This window comes from Diaphorobacter sp. C33 (assembly GCF_030503915.1).
Lineage (GTDB): Bacteria > Pseudomonadota > Gammaproteobacteria > Burkholderiales > Burkholderiaceae_C > Diaphorobacter > Diaphorobacter nitroreducens.
In genome coordinates, this window is sequence record NZ_CP129980.1 from 2,225,983 (window position 1) to 2,248,848 (window position 22,866).

General features: G+C 69.3%; 22 protein-coding genes and 1 pseudogene. 13 read left to right on the forward strand and 10 right to left on the reverse strand.

Features of this window, described 5'->3' with window-relative positions; genetic code table 11:
* Positions 1–36: 36 nt before the first annotated feature.
* A complete protein-coding gene (locus tag QY917_RS10565; protein ID WP_302076765.1) occupies positions 37–1,050 on the reverse strand; it encodes an AraC family transcriptional regulator in 1,014 nt (337 codons plus the stop codon).
* A 115-nt stretch (positions 1,051–1,165) separates the two neighbouring features.
* On the opposite strand from QY917_RS10565, the gene QY917_RS10570 reads away from it, so the two are divergent.
* From QY917_RS10570 to QY917_RS10585, 4 genes and pseudogenes are all read left to right on the forward strand, one after another.
* A complete protein-coding gene (locus QY917_RS10570; RefSeq protein WP_123676275.1) occupies positions 1,166–2,773 on the forward strand; it encodes an FAD-dependent oxidoreductase in 1,608 nt (535 codons plus the stop codon).
* 28 nt (positions 2,774–2,801) lie between these two features.
* Positions 2,802–3,692, forward strand: a complete 891-nt coding sequence (locus QY917_RS10575) for a bile acid:sodium symporter family protein (protein ID WP_123676211.1) — start codon at positions 2,802–2,804, stop codon at positions 3,690–3,692.
* A pseudogene (locus QY917_RS10580) lies at positions 3,682–4,817 on the forward strand (L-lactate dehydrogenase). The gene QY917_RS10575 and the pseudogene QY917_RS10580 overlap by 11 nt, the downstream one beginning before the upstream one ends.
* Before the next feature lie 68 nt (positions 4,818–4,885).
* Positions 4,886–6,541 (forward strand): acetolactate synthase large subunit, encoded by a 1,656-nt coding sequence (locus QY917_RS10585; RefSeq protein ID WP_123676210.1) that lies wholly within the window; start codon positions 4,886–4,888, stop codon positions 6,539–6,541.
* 120 nt (positions 6,542–6,661) lie between these two features.
* On the opposite strand, the gene QY917_RS10590 is transcribed toward QY917_RS10585, so the two are convergent.
* Together QY917_RS10590 and bamE are read right to left on the reverse strand one after the other, a co-directional pair.
* Entirely contained in the window at positions 6,662–7,348 is a 687-nt protein-coding gene (locus QY917_RS10590; RefSeq protein ID WP_123676274.1) for a YitT family protein, read from the reverse strand.
* A gap of 149 nt (positions 7,349–7,497) precedes the next feature.
* Positions 7,498–7,998 carry an outer membrane protein assembly factor BamE gene (bamE, locus tag QY917_RS10595; protein ID WP_123676209.1) on the reverse strand — a complete coding sequence of 167 codons (501 nt, stop codon included), beginning with the start codon at positions 7,996–7,998 and terminating at the stop codon, positions 7,498–7,500.
* Between the two features lie 144 nt (positions 7,999–8,142).
* Between bamE and QY917_RS10600 the strand changes: the two genes are divergently transcribed.
* The 5 genes from QY917_RS10600 to QY917_RS10620 all read left to right on the forward strand — a co-directional run bounded on the left by QY917_RS10600 (position 8,143) and on the right by QY917_RS10620 (position 11,722).
* Positions 8,143–8,346, forward strand: a complete 204-nt coding sequence (locus tag QY917_RS10600; protein WP_011806589.1) for a DUF3460 family protein — start codon at positions 8,143–8,145, stop codon at positions 8,344–8,346.
* Positions 8,347–8,421: 75 nt separating this feature from the next.
* Positions 8,422–9,282 carry a ScpA family protein gene (locus tag QY917_RS10605; protein WP_123676208.1) on the forward strand — a complete coding sequence of 287 codons (861 nt, stop codon included), beginning with the start codon at positions 8,422–8,424 and terminating at the stop codon, positions 9,280–9,282.
* Positions 9,283–9,330: 48 nt separating this feature from the next.
* Positions 9,331–10,920, forward strand: coding sequence for an L-aspartate oxidase (gene nadB, locus QY917_RS10610; RefSeq protein WP_123676207.1), 1,590 nt, complete (start codon positions 9,331–9,333; stop codon positions 10,918–10,920).
* 27 nt (positions 10,921–10,947) lie between these two features.
* Positions 10,948–11,328: an aspartate 1-decarboxylase gene (gene panD / locus QY917_RS10615; RefSeq protein ID WP_011806592.1), complete on the forward strand. Its 381-nt coding sequence runs from the start codon at positions 10,948–10,950 to the stop codon at positions 11,326–11,328.
* A gap of 31 nt (positions 11,329–11,359) precedes the next feature.
* Positions 11,360–11,722 (forward strand): 5-carboxymethyl-2-hydroxymuconate Delta-isomerase, encoded by a 363-nt coding sequence (locus tag QY917_RS10620; protein ID WP_123676206.1) that lies wholly within the window; start codon positions 11,360–11,362, stop codon positions 11,720–11,722.
* Positions 11,723–12,059: 337 nt separating this feature from the next.
* On the opposite strand, the gene QY917_RS10625 is transcribed toward QY917_RS10620, so the two are convergent.
* From QY917_RS10625 to nadC, 3 genes are all read right to left on the reverse strand, one after another.
* Positions 12,060–13,859, reverse strand: coding sequence for a chorismate-binding protein (locus QY917_RS10625; protein WP_123676205.1), 1,800 nt, complete (start codon positions 13,857–13,859; stop codon positions 12,060–12,062).
* 69 nt (positions 13,860–13,928) lie between these two features.
* A complete protein-coding gene (gene nadA / locus QY917_RS10630) occupies positions 13,929–15,053 on the reverse strand; it encodes a quinolinate synthase NadA (RefSeq protein ID WP_103737209.1) in 1,125 nt (374 codons plus the stop codon).
* A 79-nt stretch (positions 15,054–15,132) separates the two neighbouring features.
* On the reverse strand, positions 15,133–16,011 hold the full coding sequence (gene nadC / locus QY917_RS10635) for a carboxylating nicotinate-nucleotide diphosphorylase (RefSeq protein WP_123676204.1): 879 nt from the start codon (positions 16,009–16,011) through the stop codon (positions 15,133–15,135).
* Between the two features lie 65 nt (positions 16,012–16,076).
* Between nadC and panB the strand changes: the two genes are divergently transcribed.
* Positions 16,077–16,958, forward strand: coding sequence for a 3-methyl-2-oxobutanoate hydroxymethyltransferase (gene panB / locus QY917_RS10640; RefSeq protein ID WP_011806597.1), 882 nt, complete (start codon positions 16,077–16,079; stop codon positions 16,956–16,958).
* 16 nt (positions 16,959–16,974) lie between these two features.
* A complete protein-coding gene (panC, locus tag QY917_RS10645) occupies positions 16,975–17,847 on the forward strand; it encodes a pantoate--beta-alanine ligase (protein WP_123676203.1) in 873 nt (290 codons plus the stop codon).
* A gap of 302 nt (positions 17,848–18,149) precedes the next feature.
* Here the strand turns inward: panC and QY917_RS10650 are convergent, their stop codons facing one another.
* From QY917_RS10650 to QY917_RS10665, 4 genes are all read right to left on the reverse strand, one after another.
* Positions 18,150–19,142, reverse strand: coding sequence for an NAD(P)H-dependent glycerol-3-phosphate dehydrogenase (locus QY917_RS10650; protein ID WP_123676202.1), 993 nt, complete (start codon positions 19,140–19,142; stop codon positions 18,150–18,152).
* 72 nt (positions 19,143–19,214) lie between these two features.
* Positions 19,215–19,667, reverse strand: a complete 453-nt coding sequence (secB, locus tag QY917_RS10655) for a protein-export chaperone SecB (protein WP_011806600.1) — start codon at positions 19,665–19,667, stop codon at positions 19,215–19,217.
* A 101-nt stretch (positions 19,668–19,768) separates the two neighbouring features.
* On the reverse strand, positions 19,769–20,026 hold the full coding sequence (gene grxC, locus QY917_RS10660; protein WP_011806601.1) for a glutaredoxin 3: 258 nt from the start codon (positions 20,024–20,026) through the stop codon (positions 19,769–19,771).
* Between the two features lie 50 nt (positions 20,027–20,076).
* A complete protein-coding gene (locus tag QY917_RS10665) occupies positions 20,077–20,484 on the reverse strand; it encodes a rhodanese-like domain-containing protein (RefSeq protein WP_047349768.1) in 408 nt (135 codons plus the stop codon).
* Positions 20,485–20,557: 73 nt separating this feature from the next.
* Here QY917_RS10665 and gpmA point away from each other — a divergent pair, with 73 nt between their 5' ends.
* Positions 20,558–21,301, forward strand: coding sequence for a 2,3-diphosphoglycerate-dependent phosphoglycerate mutase (gene gpmA / locus QY917_RS10670; protein ID WP_123676201.1), 744 nt, complete (start codon positions 20,558–20,560; stop codon positions 21,299–21,301).
* A 115-nt stretch (positions 21,302–21,416) separates the two neighbouring features.
* The gene (locus tag QY917_RS10675) at positions 21,417–22,853 is read left to right on the forward strand and encodes a S41 family peptidase (RefSeq protein WP_015914140.1); all 1,437 of its coding nucleotides are present in this window, start codon (positions 21,417–21,419) and stop codon (positions 22,851–22,853) included.
* The last annotated feature ends 13 nt before the right edge of the window (positions 22,854–22,866 follow it).

A 22,866-nucleotide genomic window follows, 5' to 3' on the forward strand; every position in this document is an offset into this window, starting at 1 on the left:
TTGCCTGGCGGCACCCGCCACAGGACGTACGCATGGTCACGCCGAGGGCTCGCCCGGTGGCCTTGCGGCCTGCCGCCACTGCCCCGGTGTGCAGCCTGTCCAGCGGCGAAAGGCCCGGTTGAACACGCTGGGCTCCGCGAACCCCAGCGACTGGCTGATCTCGCCCAGCGGGCGGTCCGCCTGCGCCAGCGCGTGCAGTGCGGCCTGGTGCCGCGCCGCGTCCAGTACGGCGGTGTAGCTCAAGCCCAGCGCCTGCATGCGTCGCGCCAGGGTGCGCTCGCTCAGTCCCAGCGCTGCCGCGGCCTGGGCGCGCTCGGGGGCCTTGCCTTGCAGCGGCGCTTGCAATTGATCGGCCATCCATGCGTGCAGCGCCTGTGCCAGGTCGGCCGGCGCTGACAGTGCCGCCAGCCGTGTCGTCGCATGTTCGCGGTGCAGGCGCGCGAGCTGCTCGTCGGCCTGGGGCAGCGGCGCGTCCAGCAGCGCGTTGTCCAGCAGCACGCCGCTGAAGGCCTGCTCGAATTCCACGGCGCAGCCTAAGGCCTCGCGGTAACCCGCCAGCGGCCCGATGCGTGCCTGGCTGAACTGCACCTGCCGCGGACGCACCACCTGTCCCGTGACCCACCGCGCAAACGCCACGACCGCGGCCAGCACCGCCTCGATCTGGTGCGGGCTGAATGCCAGCGCGCCCTGGCGCGGGTGGTACACCACCCAGCTGGTGGTTTCGCCCGCGATCATCTGGAAACGCCCGCCGTCGCTGATGAGGCGCTGGTACTGCTGCACCGCGGCAATGGCCGCGCGCAGGCTGGACGCGGACTGCAGCAGGTAGCTCACCACATTGAAACTGCCCGGCCCCACCTGTGCCCCCACCTTGAGGCCAAAACCCGAATCCTGCGTGCAGTGCACGGCTGCGCGCCACAGCCGCGTGATGTGGTCAATGGGCCAGCGCTCGTGCGCCAGCTCGGCCGGTGCGATACCCGCCTGCGCCAGCAGGCGCTCGCGCACCACGCCCGCGCGCTCGGCGGCGGCCAGCACGGTGTTCACCCAACTCATCGAAACGCTGGCCTGCAAGGTCAATTTCTATGGCCTCCAAAGTCTATGGTGCGCCATGATATGCCGCTATCTTGGCCGGCAGTGCGCCACACAGAGCGCGCAAGGAGACAGCCGCATGGCAATCCAACATTCCGACACCGTCGTCATTGGTGGCGGTCTGGCCGGCATCGTGGCCGCGCTGGAGCTGCTGCGCGCGGGCCAGCGCGTCACGCTGGTGGACCGCGACACGCCCGAACGCTTCGGCGGCCTGGCGCTGTGGGCCTTCGGCGGCATGGCCCTGGTGGGCACGCCGCTGCAGGCGAAGATGAAGATCCCCGACACGCCCGAGCGTGCGCTGGCCGACTGGCTGCGCTTTGGCGAGCTGGGGCCCGACGACCACTGGCCCCGCGCCTGGGCGCGCCACTACGTGGAGCACTCGCGCGCGCAGGTGCACGACTGGCTGCTGCAGGAGGGCGTGAAGTTCATGCCCGCGGTGAACTGGGTGGAACGCGGCCTGCAGGGCGAGGGCAACAGCCTGCCGCGCTACCACATCGTCTGGGGCACCTCGCGCGAACTCACGCGCTGCCTGATCGCGGCACTGCGCCGTGTGGGTGAAGGCAGCAGGCTCACACTGCTACACGGCCACCGCGCCACGGCACTGGACCACCAGGGTGGACGGATCTCCGGCGCCGTGGCGGTGAACGAAGCCACGGGCGAAGAGGTGCGGCTGCACGCCCCGGTGGTGGTGCTGGCCATGGGCGGCATCAACGGCGGGCACGAGGAGACCCGCGCCAACTGGCCCCATGGCCGGCCGCGCCCCGCCGCCATGCTCAATGGCGCGCACCCCTTCGCCGATGGCAAATTGCACCGCCACGCCGCCACGCTGGGCGCGCAGATCACCCACGCGGGCGAGATGTGGAACTACGCCGCGGGCTTTCCACACCCGTTTCCGCATTTCGACGGGCACGGCCTGTCGGCCATCCCGTGCAAGTCGGCGCTGTGGCTGAACCACCGGGGCGAGCGCATCGGCCCCGCGCCGCTGGTCACCGGCTTCGACACGCACTGGCTGTGCCAGCGTGTGGCCGCGCAGGAAAAGCCCTGGACCTGGCACCTGCTCAACTGGCGCATCGCAGCCAAGGAGTTCGCCATCTCCGGCGCCGAGCACAACCAGCGCATCCGCGACATGCAGTTCCCCCAGTTCCTCAAGGAAACGCTGCTGGGCAACCACCGCCTGGTGCGCCAGATGCAGCGGCAAAGCCCGCATTTCCTGGTGGACGACACCCTGGCCGGGCTGGCCGCGAAGATGAACGCACTCACCGCCTCGCTCGATGTGGCGCCTGAGGTACTGCAGGCCACGGCCGACGCCTTCGACGCCAACTTTGCCCACGGCGCCAAGCTGCACAACGACGACCAGATCCGCCGCATCCTGCACGCGCGCCAGTGGGGCCCCGACCGGCTGCGCACCTGCGCGCCCGCACCGCTGCAACAACCCGGCGCGGGGCCGTTCATCGCCATCCAGATGCAGCTCATCACGCGCAAGAGCCTGGGCGGGCTGCAGACGGACCTGCACAGCCGCGTGCTCGACGGCGCAGGCCAGCCCATCGACGGCCTGTACTGCGTGGGCGAGGCGGCGGGCTTCGGCGGCGGCGGTGCGAACGGCAAGCGCTCGCTGGAAGGCACCTTTTTGCCCGGCTGCATCCTCACGGGCCGTGCGGCGGCGCGCGCCATCGCGGCGGGCGGCTGAGACAACCACAGCGAAAGGAAACGACACCATGCAGGGAGACATCGTTTCGGGCGTGCTGCTGCCGCTCATCCTGGCGTTCATCATGTTCTCGCTCGGCCTGGGGCTCACGCCGGCCGACTTCCGGCGCATCCTGGCGCAGCCGCGTGCGCTGCTGGTGGGCGTGGCCTGTCACTTCGTGCTGCTGCCGCTGGTCTGCTACCTCATGCTCACGCTGCTCGGCATGGGCGGCGTGTTTGCCGTGGGCTTCATGATCCTGGCCGCCTGCCCCACGGGCAGCACGTCGAATCTGCTGACCTACCTGGCGCGCGGCGACGTGGCGCTGGCGCTGAGCTTCACCGCCGTGGCCAGCGTGCTCACCATCTTCACGCTGCCCCTGGTCGTCACCTGGGCGCTGGGCCACTTCCTCGGCGCGGCGCGCGCCGTGGACGTGCCCGTGGGCCTGATGATGGGTCAGGTGGCGCTGGTGCTGGGCGTGCCCGTCAGCCTGGGCATGTGGGCGCGCCGGCGGTTCACCGCCTGGGCGCTGCGCTTCGAGCCGCGCGCCACGAAGGTGGCCACGGTGCTGTTCGTGCTCATCGTGGTGCTGGCCGTAGCCAAGAACTGGGCGTTGCTGGTGGACAACTTCGGCTCGCTGGCGCCTTTCGCCGTGGCGCTCAACCTCAGCATGCTCACGCTGGGTTTCGCCGTGGCCTGGGCCGCGCGGCTGTCCTACCGGCAATCGGTCACGCTGGGCATCGAGACGGCGGTGCAGAACGCCGCGCTGGCGCTGGTGATCGCCAGCACCGTGCTCAAGGACGACGCCATGGCCATCCCCGGCGCGCTCTACGGCGTGCTGATGTATGCCGGCGGGCTGGTCTTCGCGCTGGCCATGCGGCGCTTCGGCCGCGGCCGCGCCACGGATGCCGCCCATGCTGCCTGACCTGTCCTACCCCGCCTCCACCGAGGACTGGCGCCGCCTGGCGGCAAGGAGCCTGCCGCGCTTCCTGTTCGACTACATCGACGGCGGCGCCAGCGGCGAGCGCACGCTGGCCGCCAATGTGCAGGACTTCGCCGCCCTGCGCCTGCGCCAGCGCGTGCTGGTGGACGTGGCGGAGGTGGACACGCGCGCCACCCTGGCCGGCCAGCCCTGCGCGCTGCCGCTGGCGCTGGCGCCCGTGGGCCTGGCGGGCATGGCCGCGCGCAGGGGCGAGGCGCAGGCCGCGCGCGCGGCACACGCGGCGGGTGTGCCATTCACGCTCTCCACCGTGGGCATCTGCCCCATCTCCGAGGTGGCGGCCGCCGCCGACGCACCGCCCTGGTTCCAGCTCTACATGCTGCGCGACCGCGGCGCCGTGCGCGCACTGCTGGACGGTGCCTGGGCCGCCGGCTGCCGCACGCTGGTCTTCACGGTGGATCTGCCGCTGCCCGGCATGCGGCTGCGCGACATCCGCCACGGCATGGCCGCGAGCGGCGCGCGCCCGGCGCTCATCCGCGCCGCGCAGGTGCTGGCGCGCCCCGGCTGGGTGCGGGACGTGGCGCTGCGCGGCCAGCCGCTGCGCTTTGGCAACCTGACCGCGCAAGTGCCCGGCGCGCGCGACCTGGGCGCCTTCAAGGCCTGGGTGGACGCGCAGTTCGACCCCAGCGTGACGTGGCAGGACATCGACTGGCTGCGCGGCCAATGGAAGGGCCGCCTGCTGCTCAAAGGTATCTTGGACGTGCACGACGCCCAGGCCGCCGTGCAGGTGGGCGCGGACGGCGCCAGCTCGACAGCGTGGCCTCGACCGCCGCCAAGCTGCCCGCCATCGCCCAGGCCGTGGGCGCGCAGACCGAGGTGCTGGTGGACGGCGGCGTGCGCAGCGGCGTGGATGTGTTCAAGGCCCTGGCCCTGGGGGCGCGCGGCGTGCTCATCGGCCGTCCCTGGGTGTGGGCGCTGGCGGCGCAGGGCGAGGCGGGCGTGCGCACCCTGCTGGCCCAGTGGCAGCGCGAGTTGCTGCTGGCAATGACGCTGGCGGGCGTGACGCGCGTGGCCGACATCGGCCCCCAGCACCTCGACACGGATTGGTAATGAAAAACGGCTCTAGCGCTTACCCATCAAGCGCAAGCAGCTATGAATAAAGAAGCAAGGAGATTCCCATGAACGGCGCACAAGCCCTGCTCAAGACCCTGGCCGATGCCGGTATCGAGGTCTGCTTCACCAACCCCGGCACGAGCGAGATGCACTTCGTCGCCGCGCTGGACAGCGAGCCGCGCATGCGCGCCGTGCTGGCGCTGTTCGAGGGCGTGGCCACCGGCGCGGCCGACGGCTACGCGCGCATGGCGGACAAGCCCGCCGCCACGCTGCTGCACCTGGGCTGCGGCCTGGGCAACGGCCTGGCCAACCTGCACAACGCACGCAAGGGCAAGGTGCCGGTGGTCAACATCGTGGGCGACCACGCCACGTACCACACGCAGTACGACGCGCAGCTGCAGTCCGACATCGAGACCGTGGCGCGCAACGTCTCGCCCGGCTTCGTGCGCACCGCGCAAAGCACTGCGGCCCTGTGCCAGGACGCGGCAGATGCCATTGCCGCCGCGCGCGGCCTGCCGGGCCAGGTGGCCACGCTGGTCCTGCCCGCCGACGTGTCGTGGGGCGAGGGCGGCCAGCCCTGCCCGCCCCCAGCGCCGCCGGCGCCCACCGCTGCCAGCGACGAAGCCGTGCAGGCCATCGCACAGGCCATCCGCTCGGGCGAAAAGACCATCGTGCTGCTGGGCGGCCACGCGCTGCGCGAGGGGGCGCTGCGCAGCGCCGCGCGCATTGCGGCCCACAGCGGCGTGCAGTTGCTCGCCGAGGTGTTCCCCACCCGCATGGAGCGCGGCGCGGGCCTGCCCGCCGTGGAGCGCGTGGCCTACCTGGCCGAGCTGGCCGGCGTGCAACTGGCGGGCGCGCGGCACCTGGTGCTGGTCGATGCGAAGTCGCCCGTCTCGTTCTTCGCCTACCCCGGCAAGGCCAGCGACCTGGTGCCCGCGGGCTGCACGGTGCACACCCTGTGCAGCCCGGCGCAGGACGCGGCGGCGAGCCTGGACAAGCTGGCCGCCGCGCTGGGCGCCAGCGCCACGCAGCCGCCCCTGGCCCCGGCGCAGCGCCCCGGCCGCCCGCGCGGGCCGCTCACCGCGCCCAAAGTGTGCAAGGCCGTGGGCCACCTGCTGCCCGAGAACGCCATCCTCATCGACGAGGCCATCACCTCCGGCCTGATGCTGGGCGTGATGACGGCGGGCTGCCCGCGCCACGACCTGATCACGCTGACCGGCGGCGCCATCGGCCAGGGCCTGCCCAATGCCGTGGGCGCGGCCATCGCCTGCCCCGACCGCCCGGTGATCGCACTGATCGGCGACGGCACGGCGATGTACACCCTCCAGGCGCTGTGGAGCATGGCGCGTGAGAACCTGCATGTGGTGTCCGTGATCTTCAACAACGCCAGCTACTCGGTGCTGAACGTGGAGTTGGAGCGCGTGGGCGCCGAGCAAGCGGGCCCCAAGGCCAAGTCGCAGCTCGACCTGAAGGGCCCGGTACTCAACTTCGCCCAGCTCGCGCAGGGCATGGGCGTGCATGCGGTGCGCGCCAGCACGGCCGAGGACTTCTGCCAGGCGCTGGAATACGCACTGGCGCACCCCGGGCCGCACCTGATCGAGGCGCTGGTGCCCGAGTCGCTCGCCGGCCCCAAACGCAAAGTGCTGCCCTGGCTGCTGCGCGCCCTGCCCAGCCTGCCGCCGCAGGTGGCGCGCGCGCTCAAGCGCAAGATTGCGCCGTAAGGCGGCCGAGAGCCCTACGCAAGAAAGCCCTGCACCGCGGGGCTTTCTTTATATGAATGATTTTGGCCTCTAGCGCTTTCCAGACAAGCGCGAGCAGCTCACTTTTTCATATCAACTGCATCAACCGCCCTGGTAGCGTCCCGGCCGGTGGCTGACCCACAGGAACACGCACATCACCACCGTGGCCAGCACCGACCAGGCCACGCGCTGCCACGGCACCACGCACAGCGCCAGCAGCACCACGCAGCAGTCGATGGCCAACTGCACCTTGCCTGCCCGGATGCCGTGGCGCTGCTGCGCGTAAAGCGACACGATGGTCGCGCCGCCCAGGCTGGACTGGTGGCGCGCCAGGAACAGCACGCCCGTGCCCATCAGCAACCCTCCGGCCACCGCGGCGAACGCCGGGTGCAGGTAGTCGATGTGGAACACGTTCGGCGCCAGCACCATCACCAGCGACAGCATGGCCACGCAGACGAAGGTCTTGAGCGTGAAGGCGCGCCCCAGGTGGCGCCAGGCAAACCAGTAGAACGGCAGGTTGATGAGGAAGTACACCGCGCCGAACGACCAGCCCGTGGCGTAGTGCAGCACGAACGCCAGCCCCGCCGTACTGCCCGTGAGCAGCCCGGCCTGGGCGTACATGAGCATGGCCAGCCCGACGAACAGCGAGCCGGCGAACAGCGCCTGGGCGTCCTCGAACGGGCCGTGGCGCAGGGTGGCGTTGGAAGAGGGAACGTGCGCCGCGCCAGCGGGCGCGAGTGCGGAAAGAGACGATTGGGCGTGCAAAGTGTGTGCGGTGCGGCTGGCCATGGTGTGGTTCCTGAGCATCCTGCGGGTCGGCGCTGGTGGCGCCGGGGCGCAATCATCTCATGGAAAACCCTAGGTCTGCTGGACGCCAGCGCGCCGCCCCTCCCCGCCCGCGCATTCAGGGCGGCTTCAGGAAGCGGCCCAGGATCGGATCAAGGACCGTCGTGCAGCTTCTCGGTGCTGGCCGCACGCAGCACGCGCCCGTCGGCGCCGAACACCACGGTGAACAGCTTCTCCTGCGCGGGAGCGTCGGTCCAGTGCCAGTCCCACTCGGTCTCCTGCTTGAGCTCGTAGGTCACCTGCTTGCCAGGCTTGCCCAGCAGGCGGCGCACCTGCTCCTGCGTCATGCCGGGCTGCACCTTGGCGAAGTGGTGCGGCGCCAGCACCTGGCGCAGCGCGCTCATCTTGCCGTCGGTGCCGATGGTGATCATGTAGTTGCGCCGCCCGGCCGGCTGGCGGTTGTACTCCAGGGTGCGCGAGCCGTCGGCCTCCTGCCAGACCTGCTCGGGCTCGCCAAAGCGCGCACGCACGTCCTGCTCGGTGGAGACGCCCTCTTCCAGCTCGCGGATGCGCTGCTCGTCGCAGCCCGCCAGCAGGGTGAGCACGGCCAGCACGGAGGCGCCCGCGCCCTTGAGCCAGTGGTGAAAAGCCATCGGTAGGTCCATCCTCATGGTGATCGGCCGCCCGGTCGCGGCGCACAGGCTGCACTGTAGAGCGTCCACGGGCCTGCCGCACGGGCCGTCGCCCAGGGGCCGGGGCTAAAATGCGCGGTTACCAAGAGGCTCACGCACCGCACCATGTCCTTCTTTCGCCGCCCCGACTACGAATCCGACACCACCCAGTTCATCAAGCAGCTCAAGGCCCAGAAGCCCGAGCTGGATGCCCAGCAGCAGGCCGGCCGCGCCCTGCTGTGGGACAAGCAGGTGGACCGCGATGCCTGGCAGGACTACAACGCCGGGCGCATCCCCCAGCAGCCCTACGTGTACCAGTCGCGCTCCTGAGCGCGCCACACATCAAATCAGGCTCCAGCGCCCATGCAGCAAGCGCTGGCAGCTATTGAATAAATAGTAAGCTCCATGGTCGCCCCGCGTCTCGCCGCGACTGCCGACGACGGTGCGCCGCCGGCCTCTGGCGACGGCCTGCCGCAGGTGGTGGACCAGGTGGCGCTGGCGCGCCTGTACGGCGAGCCCCTGTTCGCGCTGCCGCAGGACCTGTACATCCCGCCCGACGCGCTGGAGGTGTTCCTGGAGGCCTTCGAAGGCCCACTGGATCTGCTGCTGTACCTGATCCGCAAGCAGAACTTCAACATCCTGGACATCCCCATGCTGGATGTCACGCGCCAGTACCTGGGCTACGTGGAGGAGATCCGCAGCCGCAACCTGGAGCTGGCGGCCGAGTACCTGCTGATGGCGGCGATGCTCATCGAGATCAAGTCGCGCATGCTGCTGCCGCCCAAGAAGCAGGAAGGCAGCGCCGAGCCCGAGGACCCGCGCGCCGAACTGGTACGCCGCCTGCTGGAGTACGAGCAGATCAAGCTGGCCGCCATGCGCCTGAACCAGGTGCCGCAGTACGGCCGCGACTTCCTCCGCGCGCAGGTCACCATCGAGCAGAGCCTGCAGCCGCGCTTTCCGGACGTGAGCCTGACCGACCTGCAGGAAGCCTGGCGCGACATCTTGAAGCGCGCCAAGCTGGTGCAGCACCACAAGATCACGCGCGAGGAACTCTCGGTGCGCGAATACATGAGCCATGTGCTCAAGGCGCTGCAGGGCCGGCGCTTTGTGGAATTCGAGGAACTGTTCCAGCCCGAGAAGGGCGGCACCGTGCTCGTGGTGACCTTCATCGCCCTGCTGGAGCTGGCCAAGGAAACCCTCATCGAGATCACCCAGGCCGAGGCGTTCGCACCCATCTACGTGCGCCTGGCCTATACGCCTGTCTGATCGCCCCATCCCCCTCGCCACGGCCGGGTGGCTGCGGCGCACATTGCCATGACCTCACACGACTTCGACGTACTCATCGTAGGCAGCGGCCTCGCGGGGCTGACCGCCGCGCTGCAGCTGGCGCCCACCCACCGCGTGGCCGTCCTCACCAAGCGCCAACTGGCCGATGGCGCCAGCGGCTGGGCCCAAGGCGGCATCGCCGCGGTGCTGGCGGAGGGCGACAGCTTCGAGTCGCACGTGCAGGACACGCTGGTGGCCGGCGCCGGCCTGTGCGACCTGGCGGCCACACGCTTCGTGGTGGAGAACGCGCCGCAGGCCATCCGCTGGCTGCAGGGCCTGGGCGTGCCGTTCTCGCAGGAAGACGGCGCCCTGCACCTCACGCGCGAAGGCGGCCACAGCGCGCGGCGCATCGTGCACGCCACCGACGCCACGGGCGCGGCCGTGCAGCGCACGCTGATCGACGTGGTGCGCGCCACCCCCGGCATCACGCTGTTCGAACACCACACCCTGGTGGACCTGATCACCAGCGCCAAGCTGGGACTGGCTGGCGCGCAGCGCTGCCTGGGCCTGTACGCGCTGGACGAGGCCACCGACGAGGTGCTCACCTTTCGCGCACCGCACACCATCCTGGCCACGGGCGGCGCGGGCAAGGTGTACCTGTACACCACCAACCCCGACACGGCCACGGGCGACGGCATTGCCGCGGCCTGGCGCGCGGGCTGCCGCGTGTCCAACCTGGAGTTCATCCAGTTCCACCCCACGTGCCTGTACCACCCGCACGTCAAGAGCTTCCTCATCACCGAGGCCGTGCGTGGCGAGGGCGGGCAACTCAAGCTGCCGCCGCAGGCCGGCGGCACGCGCTTCATGCCCCAGCACGACGCGCGCGCCGAGCTGGCGCCGCGCGACATCGTGGCGCGCGCCATCGACTTCGAGATGAAAAAGCACGGCCTGGACTGCGTGCACCTGGACATCTCGCACCAAAGCCCCGCGTTCCTGCAGGAGCACTTTCCCACCATCCTCGCGCGCTGCGCGGAGCTGGGCATCGACATCACGCGCGAGCCCATCCCCGTGGTGCCCGCCGCGCACTACACCTGTGGCGGCGTGCTGACCGACCTGGCGGGCCGCACCGACCTGCACGGCCTCTTCGCCATTGGCGAGACCGCCTGCACCGGCCTGCACGGCGCCAACCGCCTGGCCAGCAACTCTCTGCTGGAATGCATGGTGTTCGCGCGCGCCGCGGCCGCGCACATCCAGCAGGCGCAGCGCGCGGACCTGCCCGCGCTGCCCGCGTGGGACGACAGCCGCGTGACCGACGCCGACGAGTGCGTGGTTATCTCCCACAACTGGGACGAGCTGCGCCGCTTCATGTGGGATTACGTGGGCATCGTGCGTACCACCAAGCGGCTGGAGCGCGCGGCGCACCGCATCGCGCTGCTGCAGGGCGAGATCCAGGAGTTCTATGCCAACTTCCACGTCACGCGCGACCTGCTGGAACTGCGCAACCTGGTGCAGGTGGCCGACCTGATCGTGAAAAGCGCGCAGATGCGCCATGAAAGCCGCGGCCTGCACTTCAGCCGCGACTGGCCCGACGTGGCCGCCCCCGCCGCGCCCACCATCCTGGTGCCGCCCGCACGCTGACCCCTTTTCACAATCCAAGGAGATTCCATGTACCGCACCCTGCTCAAGTCCAAGATCCACCGTGTGAAGACCACGCACTGCGAGTTGCACTACGAAGGCTCGTGCGCCATCGACGAAGACCTGCTGGAGGCCGCCAACATCTGCGAGAACGAACAGGTGCACATCTGGAACGTGGACAACGGCGAACGCTTCGTCACCTACGCCATCAAGGGCCAGCGTGGCAGCGGCATGATCTCGGTGAACGGATCGGCCGCGCGCCGCGCCTGCGTGGGCGACCTGCTCATCATCGCGGCCTTCGCCCAAGTGGCAGAAGCCGACGTGGCCGCACACCAGCCGCAACTGGTGTTCGTGAACGACCAGAACCGCCAGGTGGAACTGCGCCACCACGTACCCACGCAGGCACTTTGATCCACCCCCCCTCCACTCCCGGGAACACACCATGCCCCACCTGACCATCGAATACTCCAGCAACCTGCCCGGCTATCCCGAGGCCCAGGCACTGGCCGATCTCAACGCGTCCCTGTGCGCCAGCCCTGAGGTCCTGGACGAAGCCGACCTCAAGTCGCGCTTCGTGCGCACCAGCGGCAGCTTCCAGATCGGCACGCAGCCCGCCAACCGCGCGTTCGTGCATGCGCAGCTGCGCCTACTGTCCGGCCGCAGCCCCGAAGCCAAGAAAGACCTGGCGGGTCGCATCGCCGAGGTGTTGCGCCGCCACACCCCGCACCCTGCGGGCGTGCTGGTACAGCTCAGCGTGGAGATCGTGGACATGGACCGGCCGAGCTACGTGAAGGAACGCCTGTAAGCACCTGGGGATCCGGAACGTAAAAAGGAAACCGCTGTGCTCTGAAAGTCACAGCGGTTGGGGTGCCTGCCCGGCCCGGCCGTTCCTCACCGGGAGAACGCCGCCGAGGCACGGCGCACGGCATGTGCAGGCTGCTTACGCACGCACCCGCGCTGCCTCCGTGCGCACGTCCCCACTACCCGGCCGTCCCTGCGGTGGGGCCAAGCCTATGGAACAAACAACTTCGCGCAATCCTGCACCAAGTGGGAAATTCGGCGGGTTCAGCAGGTTCAGCGGGTATCGCCGTAACGCCGATATGCGCGGGTGCGGAACCGCCGCCTTAGCGGGTGGGCCCCGCTTAAGGCGCCCCGTCCAACGTCGCGTCCAGCCACCCGCGCAGGCTGTTGATGAAGGCCCAGCCCTGCACGCGCGGCAGATCCTGCAAGCGCACCACGGCTTCCACCATGCGTCCCTCACGCAGGGCGACGGCGCGGCCCACACCGGGCAGCAGGCCGCAGGCCAGCGGCGGCGTGACCCAGCGACCGTCCAGCAGCAACGCCAGGTTGCCGAAGGTGCCCTCGGTGATCTCACCCGCCGCGTTGTAGAGCACGGTGTCAAACACACCGCCGCCCGGCGCGGGTGCGAAAGCGGCGTAGTGCGCGCGGCGCGTGGTCTTGTGCCGCGTGAATTCGCTGTGCGCCTCGGTGAAGGGGCGATCGGCCAGTGCCAGCCGCACGGGCATGGGCGTCGCGGCCAACGCGAAGGCTTCGGCGCGCGGCACACCGTGTGCGTCCAGCAGCAGGCGCACGCGCCAGTCGCCCTGCGCATGGGACGCGGCCAGTGCATCCAGGCAGGCCTGCACGCGCGCGGCATTCCAGGGATAGCCAAAGTGCACGGCGGCGGCCTGCATGCGCGCCAGGTGCTCCGCGCGGTGGCGCAGCACGCCGGCATGCAGCCCCAGCGTTTCCAACAGGTCGAACGGCGCGCTGGCGCGATCCACAAAGGCGCGCTTGGCCGCCCACTCGCCCCACTCGGCCGCCGGGTCGGCGCCCCAGACGATGCCGCTGCCGATGCCGCAGCGCGCGTGGCCGCCGCGCAGCTCCACGGTACGGATAGGGACGTTGAAGGTGGTGGCGATGGCGCCCGCGCCCGCCGCCGGATCGGGTCGTACCACGCCCACCGCGCCGCAGTACACGCCGCGCGGGCCGGTCTCCAGCGCGGCAATCGCGCGCATGGCCTCCACCTTGGGCGCACCCGTGACCGAACCGCAGGGAAACAGCGCGCCGAACACGTCGGCCAGCCGCGTGCCGGTGCGCGTGCGCGCCACCACGTCGGAGGTCATCTGCCAGACGGTGGGCAACTGCTCGGTGTGGAACAGCGCCGGCACGCGCACGCTGTGCGGCGCGGCGATGCGCGAGAGGTCGTTGCGCAGCAGATCCACGATCATCACGTTCTCGGCGCGTTCCTTGGGGCTGCCGCGCAGCGCCGCGGCCTGCGCCGCATCGGCCTCGGGCGTGGCGCCGCGCGCGGCCGTGCCCTTCATGGGACGGGTGAGGATGCCGCCCGCGCCCGTGGGCCCGGAGCGCCAATCGAAGAACAGCTCGGGCGACACCGACAGCACCTGCGTGCCTACGCCGTCGTCAAGGTGCGCCGCGTAACCGCCGGGCTGCGCGCGGCGCAACGCCGCGAACAGTGCCTGTGCGTCGCCTTGCCATGTGCCCATGAGCGGTGCGGTGTAGTTGACCTGGTAGTAGCGCCCCGCCGCGATGCCCTGCTGGATCTGCGACAGCGCTGCATCGAATGCGGCGCGGGGCAGCGCCTGCGTCCAGTCGATGGTCGCCGTTCCCGCGGCCTCGTGCGCGGGCCAGGGCGCGGGGGCGTCGTACACCGCGAACCAGGCGAGCGCGGGCGCGCCCTCCCCTTGCGCCTCGGCATGCACCGCCAATGCCGGGTCGAACGCGGGCGCGGCCTCGTAGCGCACCCAGCCCACGCACCAGTGGCCGGCGCGCGCCGCAGCTTCCACCGCATGCAACACACCCATCACTTCTTGCAGACGTGCAGCCACTAGCACCTGGCGCGGCGACGCGAAGGCGTGGCGCAGGCGCGGCGCGGCGGCGTCGCGCGGATCGGCAAAATCGATCAGCGATGTGGTGCCCATGAAAACAGGCCGTAGCGCTTATCCATCAAGCGCAAACAGCTACTCAATTTATAGCAACCAAACACCCCGTCAGGCCGCCCCGAAATGCGGCACCAGCGCACCCGCGGGCTGCCCGCTCTTGAGCGCCGCGGTGAAGGCCAGCATGCGGTCGATGGGTTGGCGCGCGCGCGGGATCAGCGCGGGGTCCACATGGATGGCGTTGGCGCCGGTCTCCAGCACGCGCGCCACGTCGGCCAGCCCGTTCATGGCCATCCAGGGGCAATGCGCGCAGCTCTTGCAGGTGGCACTGTTGCCGGCGGTGGGGGCCTCGTGGAAGGTCTTGCCGGGGTTGAGCCTGCGCAGCTTGTGCATCATGCCGTTGTCGGTGGCGACGATGAACTCGCGCGCGTCCATTTCACGCGCAGCCTGGAGGATGGCGGACGTCGAACCCACGGCGTCGGCCAGGGCCACGACCTCGGGCGGGCTCTCGGGGTGCACGAGCACCTTGGCTTGCGGGTGTTCCTTCTTGAGCAGCTCCAGCTCCAGCGCCTTGAACTCGTCGTGCACGATGCATGCACCGTTCCAGAACACCATGTCGGCGCCCGTTTCGCGCTCGATATAGGCACCCAGGTGGCGATCGGGGGCCCACAGAATCTTGTGGCCCGCATCCTTGAGCGCACGCACGATGTCCAGCGCGCAGCTGGACGTGACCAGCCAGTCGGCACGCGCCTTCACGGCGGCGCTGGTGTTGGCGTAGACCACCACCGTGCGGTCGGGGTGCTGGTCGCAGAAAGCGCTGAACTCGTCGATGGGGCAGCCCAGGTCCAGCGAGCAGGTCGCGTCCAGGTCAGGCATGAGCACGGTCTTCTCGGGGCTGAGGATCTTGGCCGTCTCGCCCATGAAGCGCACGCCGCTCACCACCAGCGTTTGCGCCGCGTGGTCGCGGCCGAAGCGCGCCATCTCCAGCGAATCGCTGACGATGCCGCCGGTTTCCTCGGCCAGGTCCTGCAGGTCCGGGTGCACGTAGTAGTGCGACACCATCACCGCGTTCTTCTCTTTCAGCAGGCGGCGGATCTTGTCCTTGAGCGCGGCACGCTCGGCGGGCGATAACTCGGGCGGCACACGCGCCCAGGCGTGCTTGGTGGAGCAGGTGGCGCCGTCCGCGCCCGCGAGGGGCTGTTCGTACTCGACGTCCTTGATGGCGGTCGTATTCATGGCAATGCTCTGGCCGCCGGGGCGCGACGGCTTCACGAGGGGGAATCGATTGTCGCGCCTTGGAAGACGCTACGCCGTGTCAGGCCAAATCCTGCAGGCGCATGGAGAAATCCGTGGCCTTCACATCCTTGGTCAGCGTGCCGATGGAGATGCGGTCCACGCCCGTCTCGGCCAGCGCACGCAGGCCTTCCAGCGTGACGCCGCCCGAGATCTCCAGGATGGCGCCCCCGCCCGCATGCGCCGCGTTGATGCGCACGGCCTCGCGCAGTTGTGCCAGCGGCATGTTGTCCAGCAGCACCATCGTCGCGCCCGCATCGAGCGCCTCCTGCAGCTGCGCCAGCGTTTCCACCTCGATCTCGATGAATGCAGCCTGCGCAGCCACCGCCTGGGCGGCCCGCAGCACCGCCGTCACGCCGCCGGCGGCAGCGATGTGGTTTTCCTTGATGAGCACGGCATCGTGCAGGCCGATGCGATGGTTGGTGCCACCGCCCGTGCGCACGGCGTACTTCTGCGCCAGGCGCAGGCCCGGCAGTGTCTTGCGCGTGTCCACGATGTGGGCGCGGGTGCCGGCCACGGCATCCACATAGGTGCGCGTCTTGGTGGCCACGGCCGACAGCAGCTGCAGGAAGTTGAGCGCCGTGCGCTCGGCGCTCAGCAGCGCGCGCGCCTGGCCTTCGATCTCCAATACCACCTGGTCGGTAGCGCAGCGCGCGCCCTCGGCCACATGCCAGGTCAGCTTCACACCGGGGTCCAGCGCACGCAGCGCGGCCTCGACCCAAGGAGCGCCGCAGATCACGGCGGCTTCACGCGCCAGGATGCGCGCATGCACGCGGCGCGCGGGGTCGATCAGGCCGGCCGTCAGGTCGCCGCTGCCCACGTCTTCCTGCAGGGCGCGGTCCACATCGGCACGGGCCAGCGCCGCGAGTGCGTCGGCGCCAAACAAGTCTCTCGTCGTCATGGGGCGAGCATAGCCGCATCGCATAGACTCGCCGCACTTTTGCAACCCGACGGATCCCAAGCGCCATGACCGACTCCCCCACCGCCGGCACGCCCTATGGCACGCTGCCGCCCGCGTCGCCGCTGCCCCAGAGGCGCCCCGTGAGCCTGCCCCGCCTGGCGCAGATGCGCGAGGCGGGCGAGAAGATCACCATGCTCACCGCTTACGACGCCACCTTCGCAGCCGTGGCCGACGCCGCGGGCGTGGAGTGCATCCTGGTGGGCGATTCGCTGGGCATGGTCTGCCAGGGCCTGCCCAGCACCGTGGGCGTGACGCTGGAGCACATGGCCTACCACACGGCCAGCGTGGCTCGCGGCCTGCACCGCGTGCAGGGCACGGCCTGGCTGATCGCCGACCTGCCCTACGGCAGCTATGCCGAGAGCCGCGAGCAAGCGCTGCGCAGTGCCTGCCAGCTCATGCAGGCGGGCGCCCACATGGTCAAGCTCGAAGGCGGCGGCTGGACCGCGCCCACGGTGCAGTTCCTCGTGGAGCGCGGCGTGCCAGTGTGCGCCCACCTGGGCCTCACCCCGCAGACGGTGCACGCCCTGGGCGGCTACCGTGTGCAGGGCAAGGGCGACCAGGCCGCGCAGCAGCTGCGCCGTCAGGCACTGGAGCTGCAGGACGCCGGCGCCGCCATGCTGGTGCTGGAGATGGTGCCGACTCCCCTGGCACGCGACCTCACGCAGGCCCTGCCACGCTGCCACACCATCGGCATCGGCGCGGGCAGCGGCACGGCCGGGCAGGTGCTGGTGATGCACGACATGCTGGGCATCAACCTGGGCAAGAACCCGAAGTTCGTGCACGACTTCATGCGGGACGCGGGCAGCGTGCGCGGCGCCATCGAGGCCTATGTACAGGCCGTCAAGCAAGGGCGCTTCCCCGACGACGCACTGCACGCCTGGAACTGACCAAACACCTTCACCCATGATCACCGTCCGCACCATTCCCGAACTGCGCGCCGCCATCGCCGCGCATCCCGGCACAGGCCGCCCCGGCAAGGGCCGCCCCGCCTTCGTGCCCACCATGGGCAATCTGCACGACGGGCACATCGCCCTGGTGCGCCAGGCCCGGCCGCTGGGCGACGTGCTGGTCGCCAGCATCTTTGTGAACCGCCTGCAATTCCTCCCGCACGAGGACTTCGACAGCTACCCCCGCACCTGGGAGGCCGATTGCGCCAAGCTGGAGGCCGCGGGCTGCGACATCGTCTTCGCGCCGCGCGAGAGCGATCTCTACCCCGAGCCCCAGACCTTCAAGCTGCAGCCCGACCCGCAACTGGCCGACATCCTGGAAGGGCATTTCCGCCCAGGCTTCTTCACGGGCGTGTGCACCGTGGTCATGAAGCTGTTTTCCGCAGTGTTCTTCGCCAGCGGCGGCGGCACGGCCGTGTTCGGCAAGAAGGACTACCAGCAGCTCATGGTGATCCGCCGCATGGTGCAGCAGTTCGCGCTGCCCGTGGAGGTGGTGGCAGGCGAGACGGCCCGCGCCGACGATGGGTTGGCCCTGAGCTCACGCAACGGCTACCTGAGCACCGCCGAGCGCGCCCAGGCCGTGCAACTGTCCGCGGCGCTGCGCGCGCTGGCCCAGGCGGCGCAGGCACCCGGCGCCCCCCCGCTGGCCGCCCTGGAACAACAGGCCCTGCAGACCCTGGCGCAGCAAGGTTGGGCGCCCGACTACCTCACCGTGCGCCAGCGCCACGATCTTCAGCCCCCCGCTGCAGGCGCGGCCGCCGGTACGCTGGTGGCGCTGGGCGCGGCACGCCTGGGCAGCACGCGGCTGATCGACAACTTGGAGTTCTGAGACCGCGCGGCGGCGGCCCGTGCGTAGGCGCACTCGCACAAGCACAGGACCGCGATGACCTACGCGGCGTGGCAGCCTGGACGGACATCGGGGCGTCTGGCCCATCGCTAAGGTGAAGGCATGTTTCAACCATCCCTATAGGAGGCGTACATGCCGATCATTCTTTGGCTTCTGGGTGTCCCGCTGAGTATCGTTTTGCTGCTGATGCTGTTCGGTGTCGTGTGATCCAAGCACCCTGAACCGCGCACGACAAAAAGCGGCCTGCGGGCCGCTTTTTGTCGTTCACTGGAGATGTGTGCGCATCAATGGCGCTCGACGGTAGGCTCGCGCTCCATGAGCCGGGCCACCGCCTCGGCAGCGCGCAGTTCACCGTCGAGCAGCGCCACGACGCACTCCACAATGGGCATCTCAACGCCCAGCGCACGCGCGCGCTGTACCACGGTGCGGGCGCTGTACACCCCCTCAGCCACATGGCCCAGTGACTCCACCGCCTGTGCCAAGGTCCGCCCCTCGGCCAGCAACAACCCCACACGGCGGTTGCGCGACAGGTCGCCCGTAGCAGTCAACACCAGATCCCCCAGGCCCGACAGGCCCATGAAGGTCTCGGGCCGCGCGCCCAGGGCAAGGCCTAAGCGGGTCATTTCCGCCAGGCCGCGGGTAATCAATGCCGCACGCGCATTCATCCCCAGTTGCAGCCCGTCACACAGGCCTGTGGCAATCGCCAATACGTTCTTGACCGCACCGCCGACTTCCACGCCTACGATGTCCTCGCTGGCGTACACGCGCAACGCGGGCCCGTGGAAGGCCTGCACCAGCGCATCGCGCACCGTGGCGCGGGGGCTGGCGGCCACCATGGCCGTGGGTTGGGCGGTGGCGACCTCCTGGGCGAAGCTGGGGCCGCTGAACACACCACTGTGCAGCCGCGGTGCGACCTGCGCGCACACTTCATGCGCCATCAGCCCCGTGACGGCCTCGAAGCCCTTGCACAGCCACGCGATGGGCGCCGCGCAGCCGCCCAGCCGTTCCAGCATGCCGCGCAGCGCCGCCATGGGCGTGCCGACGACGACGAGGTCGGCGTCCGCGGCCAGCGCAGCCATGTCACCCGACGCCACGTGCAGGCCGGGCGGGAACGCAAGGCCGGGCAGGTAGCGCTGGTTCTGCCGCTTCGCCTGCATGGCCTGCGCCTGCTGTGCGTCACGGGCCCACAGCGTCACCTCATGGCAGGCTGCGTGCGCAGCCGCGCTCATGGCCAGGGCAGTGCCCCAGGCGCCTGCGCCAAGGACTACTATTTTCATAGCTACTCGCGCTTATCAGGCGGGCGCTAGAGCCTTAAATGGCTCTAACACCCGTTACGACCAAGAAGCCGTTTACTGGGCCGTGCTGGTGGCAGCCTCGGCGGCTGCGGCCTGTTGCTGTTCGTACATGGCCTGGAAGTTGATCTCGGCCAGGTGCACGGGCGGAAAGCCCGCACGCGTCACGGTGTCGGCCACGTTGCCGCGCAGGTAGGGGTAGATGATCTGGGGGCAGGCAATGCCGATGATGGCGCCCATCTGGTCCTCGGGCACGTTGCGGATCTCGAAGATGCCGGCCTGCTTGGCCTCCACCAGGAACACGGTCTTGTCCTTGATCTTGGTCTGCACGGTGGCGGTCACGGCCACCTCGAAGATGCCTTCGACCACGGGTGTGGCCTCGACCCCCAGCTGGATGTCCACGCTGGGCTGCTCCTGCTCCAGCAGGATCGCGGGCGAATTGGGCTGCTCCAGCGACAGGTCCTTCAGGTACACGCGCTGAATCTGGAACACGGGGGTTTCTTCGGCCATGGTGGTCTCGGTCTTTCGGTCAAAACAAAGCCCGCCCGGGAGAGGCTCCCGCAGCGGGCAACATGGGGCGCATTATGCAACGCGCCAATGGCGGCAAAGGCTCAGGCGCCCAGCAGCGGCACCAGGCCGCCACGGCTGTCCAGGGCCACGAGGTCGTCGTGTCCGCCGACGTGGGTGTCGCCAATGAAGATCTGCGGCACGGTGCGCCGGCCGGTGATCTCCATCATGTGCTGGCGCGCGGCGGGGTCGGTGTCCACGCGGATTTCCTCGATCTGCTCCACACCCTTCAGCTTCAGCAACTGCTTGGCGCGGATGCAGTAGGGGCACACGGCGGTGGTGTACATCTTCACGGCTTGCATGGGACGGCGACCTTTCTGCGTAACGAACAATGCTGGTAGATGCGGGCGCCTCAGGCCTTTTCAACCGGCAGGTTGGCCTCGCGCCAAGCGGCCAGGCCGCCGGCCAGCGCCTGCGCCTTTTCGTAGCCCAGGCCCTTGGCGATGCCTGCAGCCCGCGAGGCGCGCGCGCCCTTGGCACAGACGAGGATGATGGGCACGGCCTTGTTCTTGGCCACCTGCGGCAGGCGCTCCTGCAACTGCCCCAGCGGGATGTTCTTGGCGCCACCCACGTGGCCCGCGGCGAACTCCTCAGGCTCGCACACGTCGATCACCACCGCCTTCTCACGGTTGATGAGCTGTACGGCCTGCGCCGTGCCCAGGGTACCGGCCCCGGCCCCCTTGAGGGCAGGCAGCAACAGCATGACGCCCGAGGCCAGCGCGAGGAAGATCAAATACCAATTGTCGAGAACGAAATTCACGGGGTTCCTTGGGGTATGCAAACCGCGCAATTCTAGAATGTCGGGTTTTTGACCTGAAGCCCCAAGGGACACCATGCACAAACTCGTTCTGATCCGCCACGGCGAATCCACGTGGAATCTGGAAAACCGCTTCACCGGCTGGACCGATGTGGATCTGACCCCCACGGGCATCGAGCAGGCCAAGAATGCCGGCCGCCTGCTCAAGGCCGAGGGCTACGAGTTTGACCTGGCCTACACCAGTGTGCTCAAGCGCGCCACGCGCACGCTGTGGCACTGCCTGGACGAGATGGACCGCACCTGGCTGCCCGTGGAGCACAGCTGGCGCCTGAACGAGCGCCACTACGGCGCTCTGCAGGGCCTGAACAAGGCCGACATGGCCAAGCAGTATGGCGACGCGCAAGTGCTGGTCTGGCGCCGCAGCTACGACACGCCGCCGCCGGCCCTGGAGCCCACCGACCCGCGCTGCGAGCGCGGCGACATCCGCTACGCGGGCCTGGCGCCCGAGCAGGTGCCGCTGACCGAGTGCCTCAAGGACACGGTGGCGCGCGTGCTGCCCTACTGGAACGAAGCCATCGCGCCAACGATCCGCTCGGGCAAGCGTGTGCTGATCGCCGCGCACGGCAACTCCATCCGTGCGTTGGTCAAATACCTGGACAACATTTCCGACCAGGACATTGTGGGCCTGAACATTCCCAACGGCATTCCGCTGGTGTACGAACTGGACGCGAACCTCAAGCCGCTGCGCCACTACTACCTGGGCGACGCCGAGGCCGCCGCCAAGGCCGCAGCCGCGGTGGCATCGCAAGGCAGGGCCTGAGCCGCCGCCTTCTGGAAAGCGTAGCGCGGTCTTGCTTGAAAAATAGGCAGATCCTGAAGGAACTGCCCAGGCCGCAGCCCTTCCAAGGTGTATATTGAATCGGTAGAGGTGTTCTATGGGCCACAAACTCAAAATTGCTGGATGGATATCGGTGGGCGTGGTGGCCGGAGCGCTCACGACCGTCTCGCTGCAGACCGTGGCACGCGGCGCCATGACCCCGCTGCCGCTGGAGGAAATCCAGCAGCTCTCGGCCGTGTTCGGCCTGATCAAGACCGACTATGTAGAGCCGGTCGATGACCGCAAGCTCATCACCGATGCCATCGGTGGCATGGTCGCCAGCCTCGACCCGCATTCGCAGTACTTCGACAAGAAGTCGTTCAAGGAATTCCGCGAAGGCACCACCGGCCGCTTCGTGGGCGTGGGCATCGAAATCACCCAGGAAGACGGCCTGATCAAGATTGTCTCCCCCATCGAGGGCTCCCCCGCCGACCGCGCGGGGCTCAAGACCAACGACCTCATCACGAAAATCGACGATACCGCCGTGAAGGGCCTGTCGCTCAACGACGCGGTCAAACGCATGCGGGGCGAGCCGAACACGCAGGTGACGCTAACCATCCTGCGCCGCGACGAGAGCCGCAGCTTTCCCGTCACGATCACGCGCGAGGAGATCAAGACCCAATCGGTCAAGGGCAAGATCATCGAGCCGGGCTACGCCTGGATCCGCCTGTCGCAGTTCCAGGAGCGCACGGTGGACGACTTCGTGCGCAAGGTCGAAGAGGTCTACAAGCAGGATCCCCGCCTCAAGGGGCTGGTGCTGGATCTGCGCAACGACCCCGGCGGCCTGCTGGATGCGGCCGTGGCCGTGTCGGCTGCCTTCCTGCCGGAGAACGTGACGGTGGTCTCCACCAACGGCCAGCTGGCCGAGAGCAAGGCCACCTTCAAGGCCTCGCCCGAGTTCTATCTGCGCCGCGGCAGCGGCGACCCGCTCAAACGCCTGCCCGCCGCCATCAAGACCGTGCCCCTGGTGGTGCTGGTCAACGAAGGCTCGGCTTCGGCCAGCGAGATCGTCGCGGGGGCGCTGCAAGACCACAAGCGCGCCACCATCATGGGCAGCCAGACCTTCGGCAAGGGCTCGGTGCAAACCGTGCGGCCGCTGGGCCCCGACACGGGCATCAAACTCACGACGGCGCGCTACTACACGCCGTCGGGCAAATCGATCCAGGCCAAGGGGATCGTGCCAGACGTCATGCTCGACGAGACCGCCGAGGGCGACATCTACGCATCGCTGCGCATGCGCGAAGCCGACCTGGAAAAACACCTGACCAGCGGCCAGGGCGAGGAAGCGAAGGACGCCGGCCGCGAGAAGGCGCGCGAGGAGGCCCGCAAGCGCCTCGAGGAAGAGGCCAAGAAGCCCGTGTCCGAGCGCAAGCTGCCCGAGTACGGTTCGGACAAGGACTTCCAGCTCAGCCAGGCACTCAACCAGCTCAAGGGCCGCACCGTGCTGGCCAGCAAGACCCTCACGGAACGCAAGGAAGAGAAGAAGGACAACTGACGCTGTCTTCTTG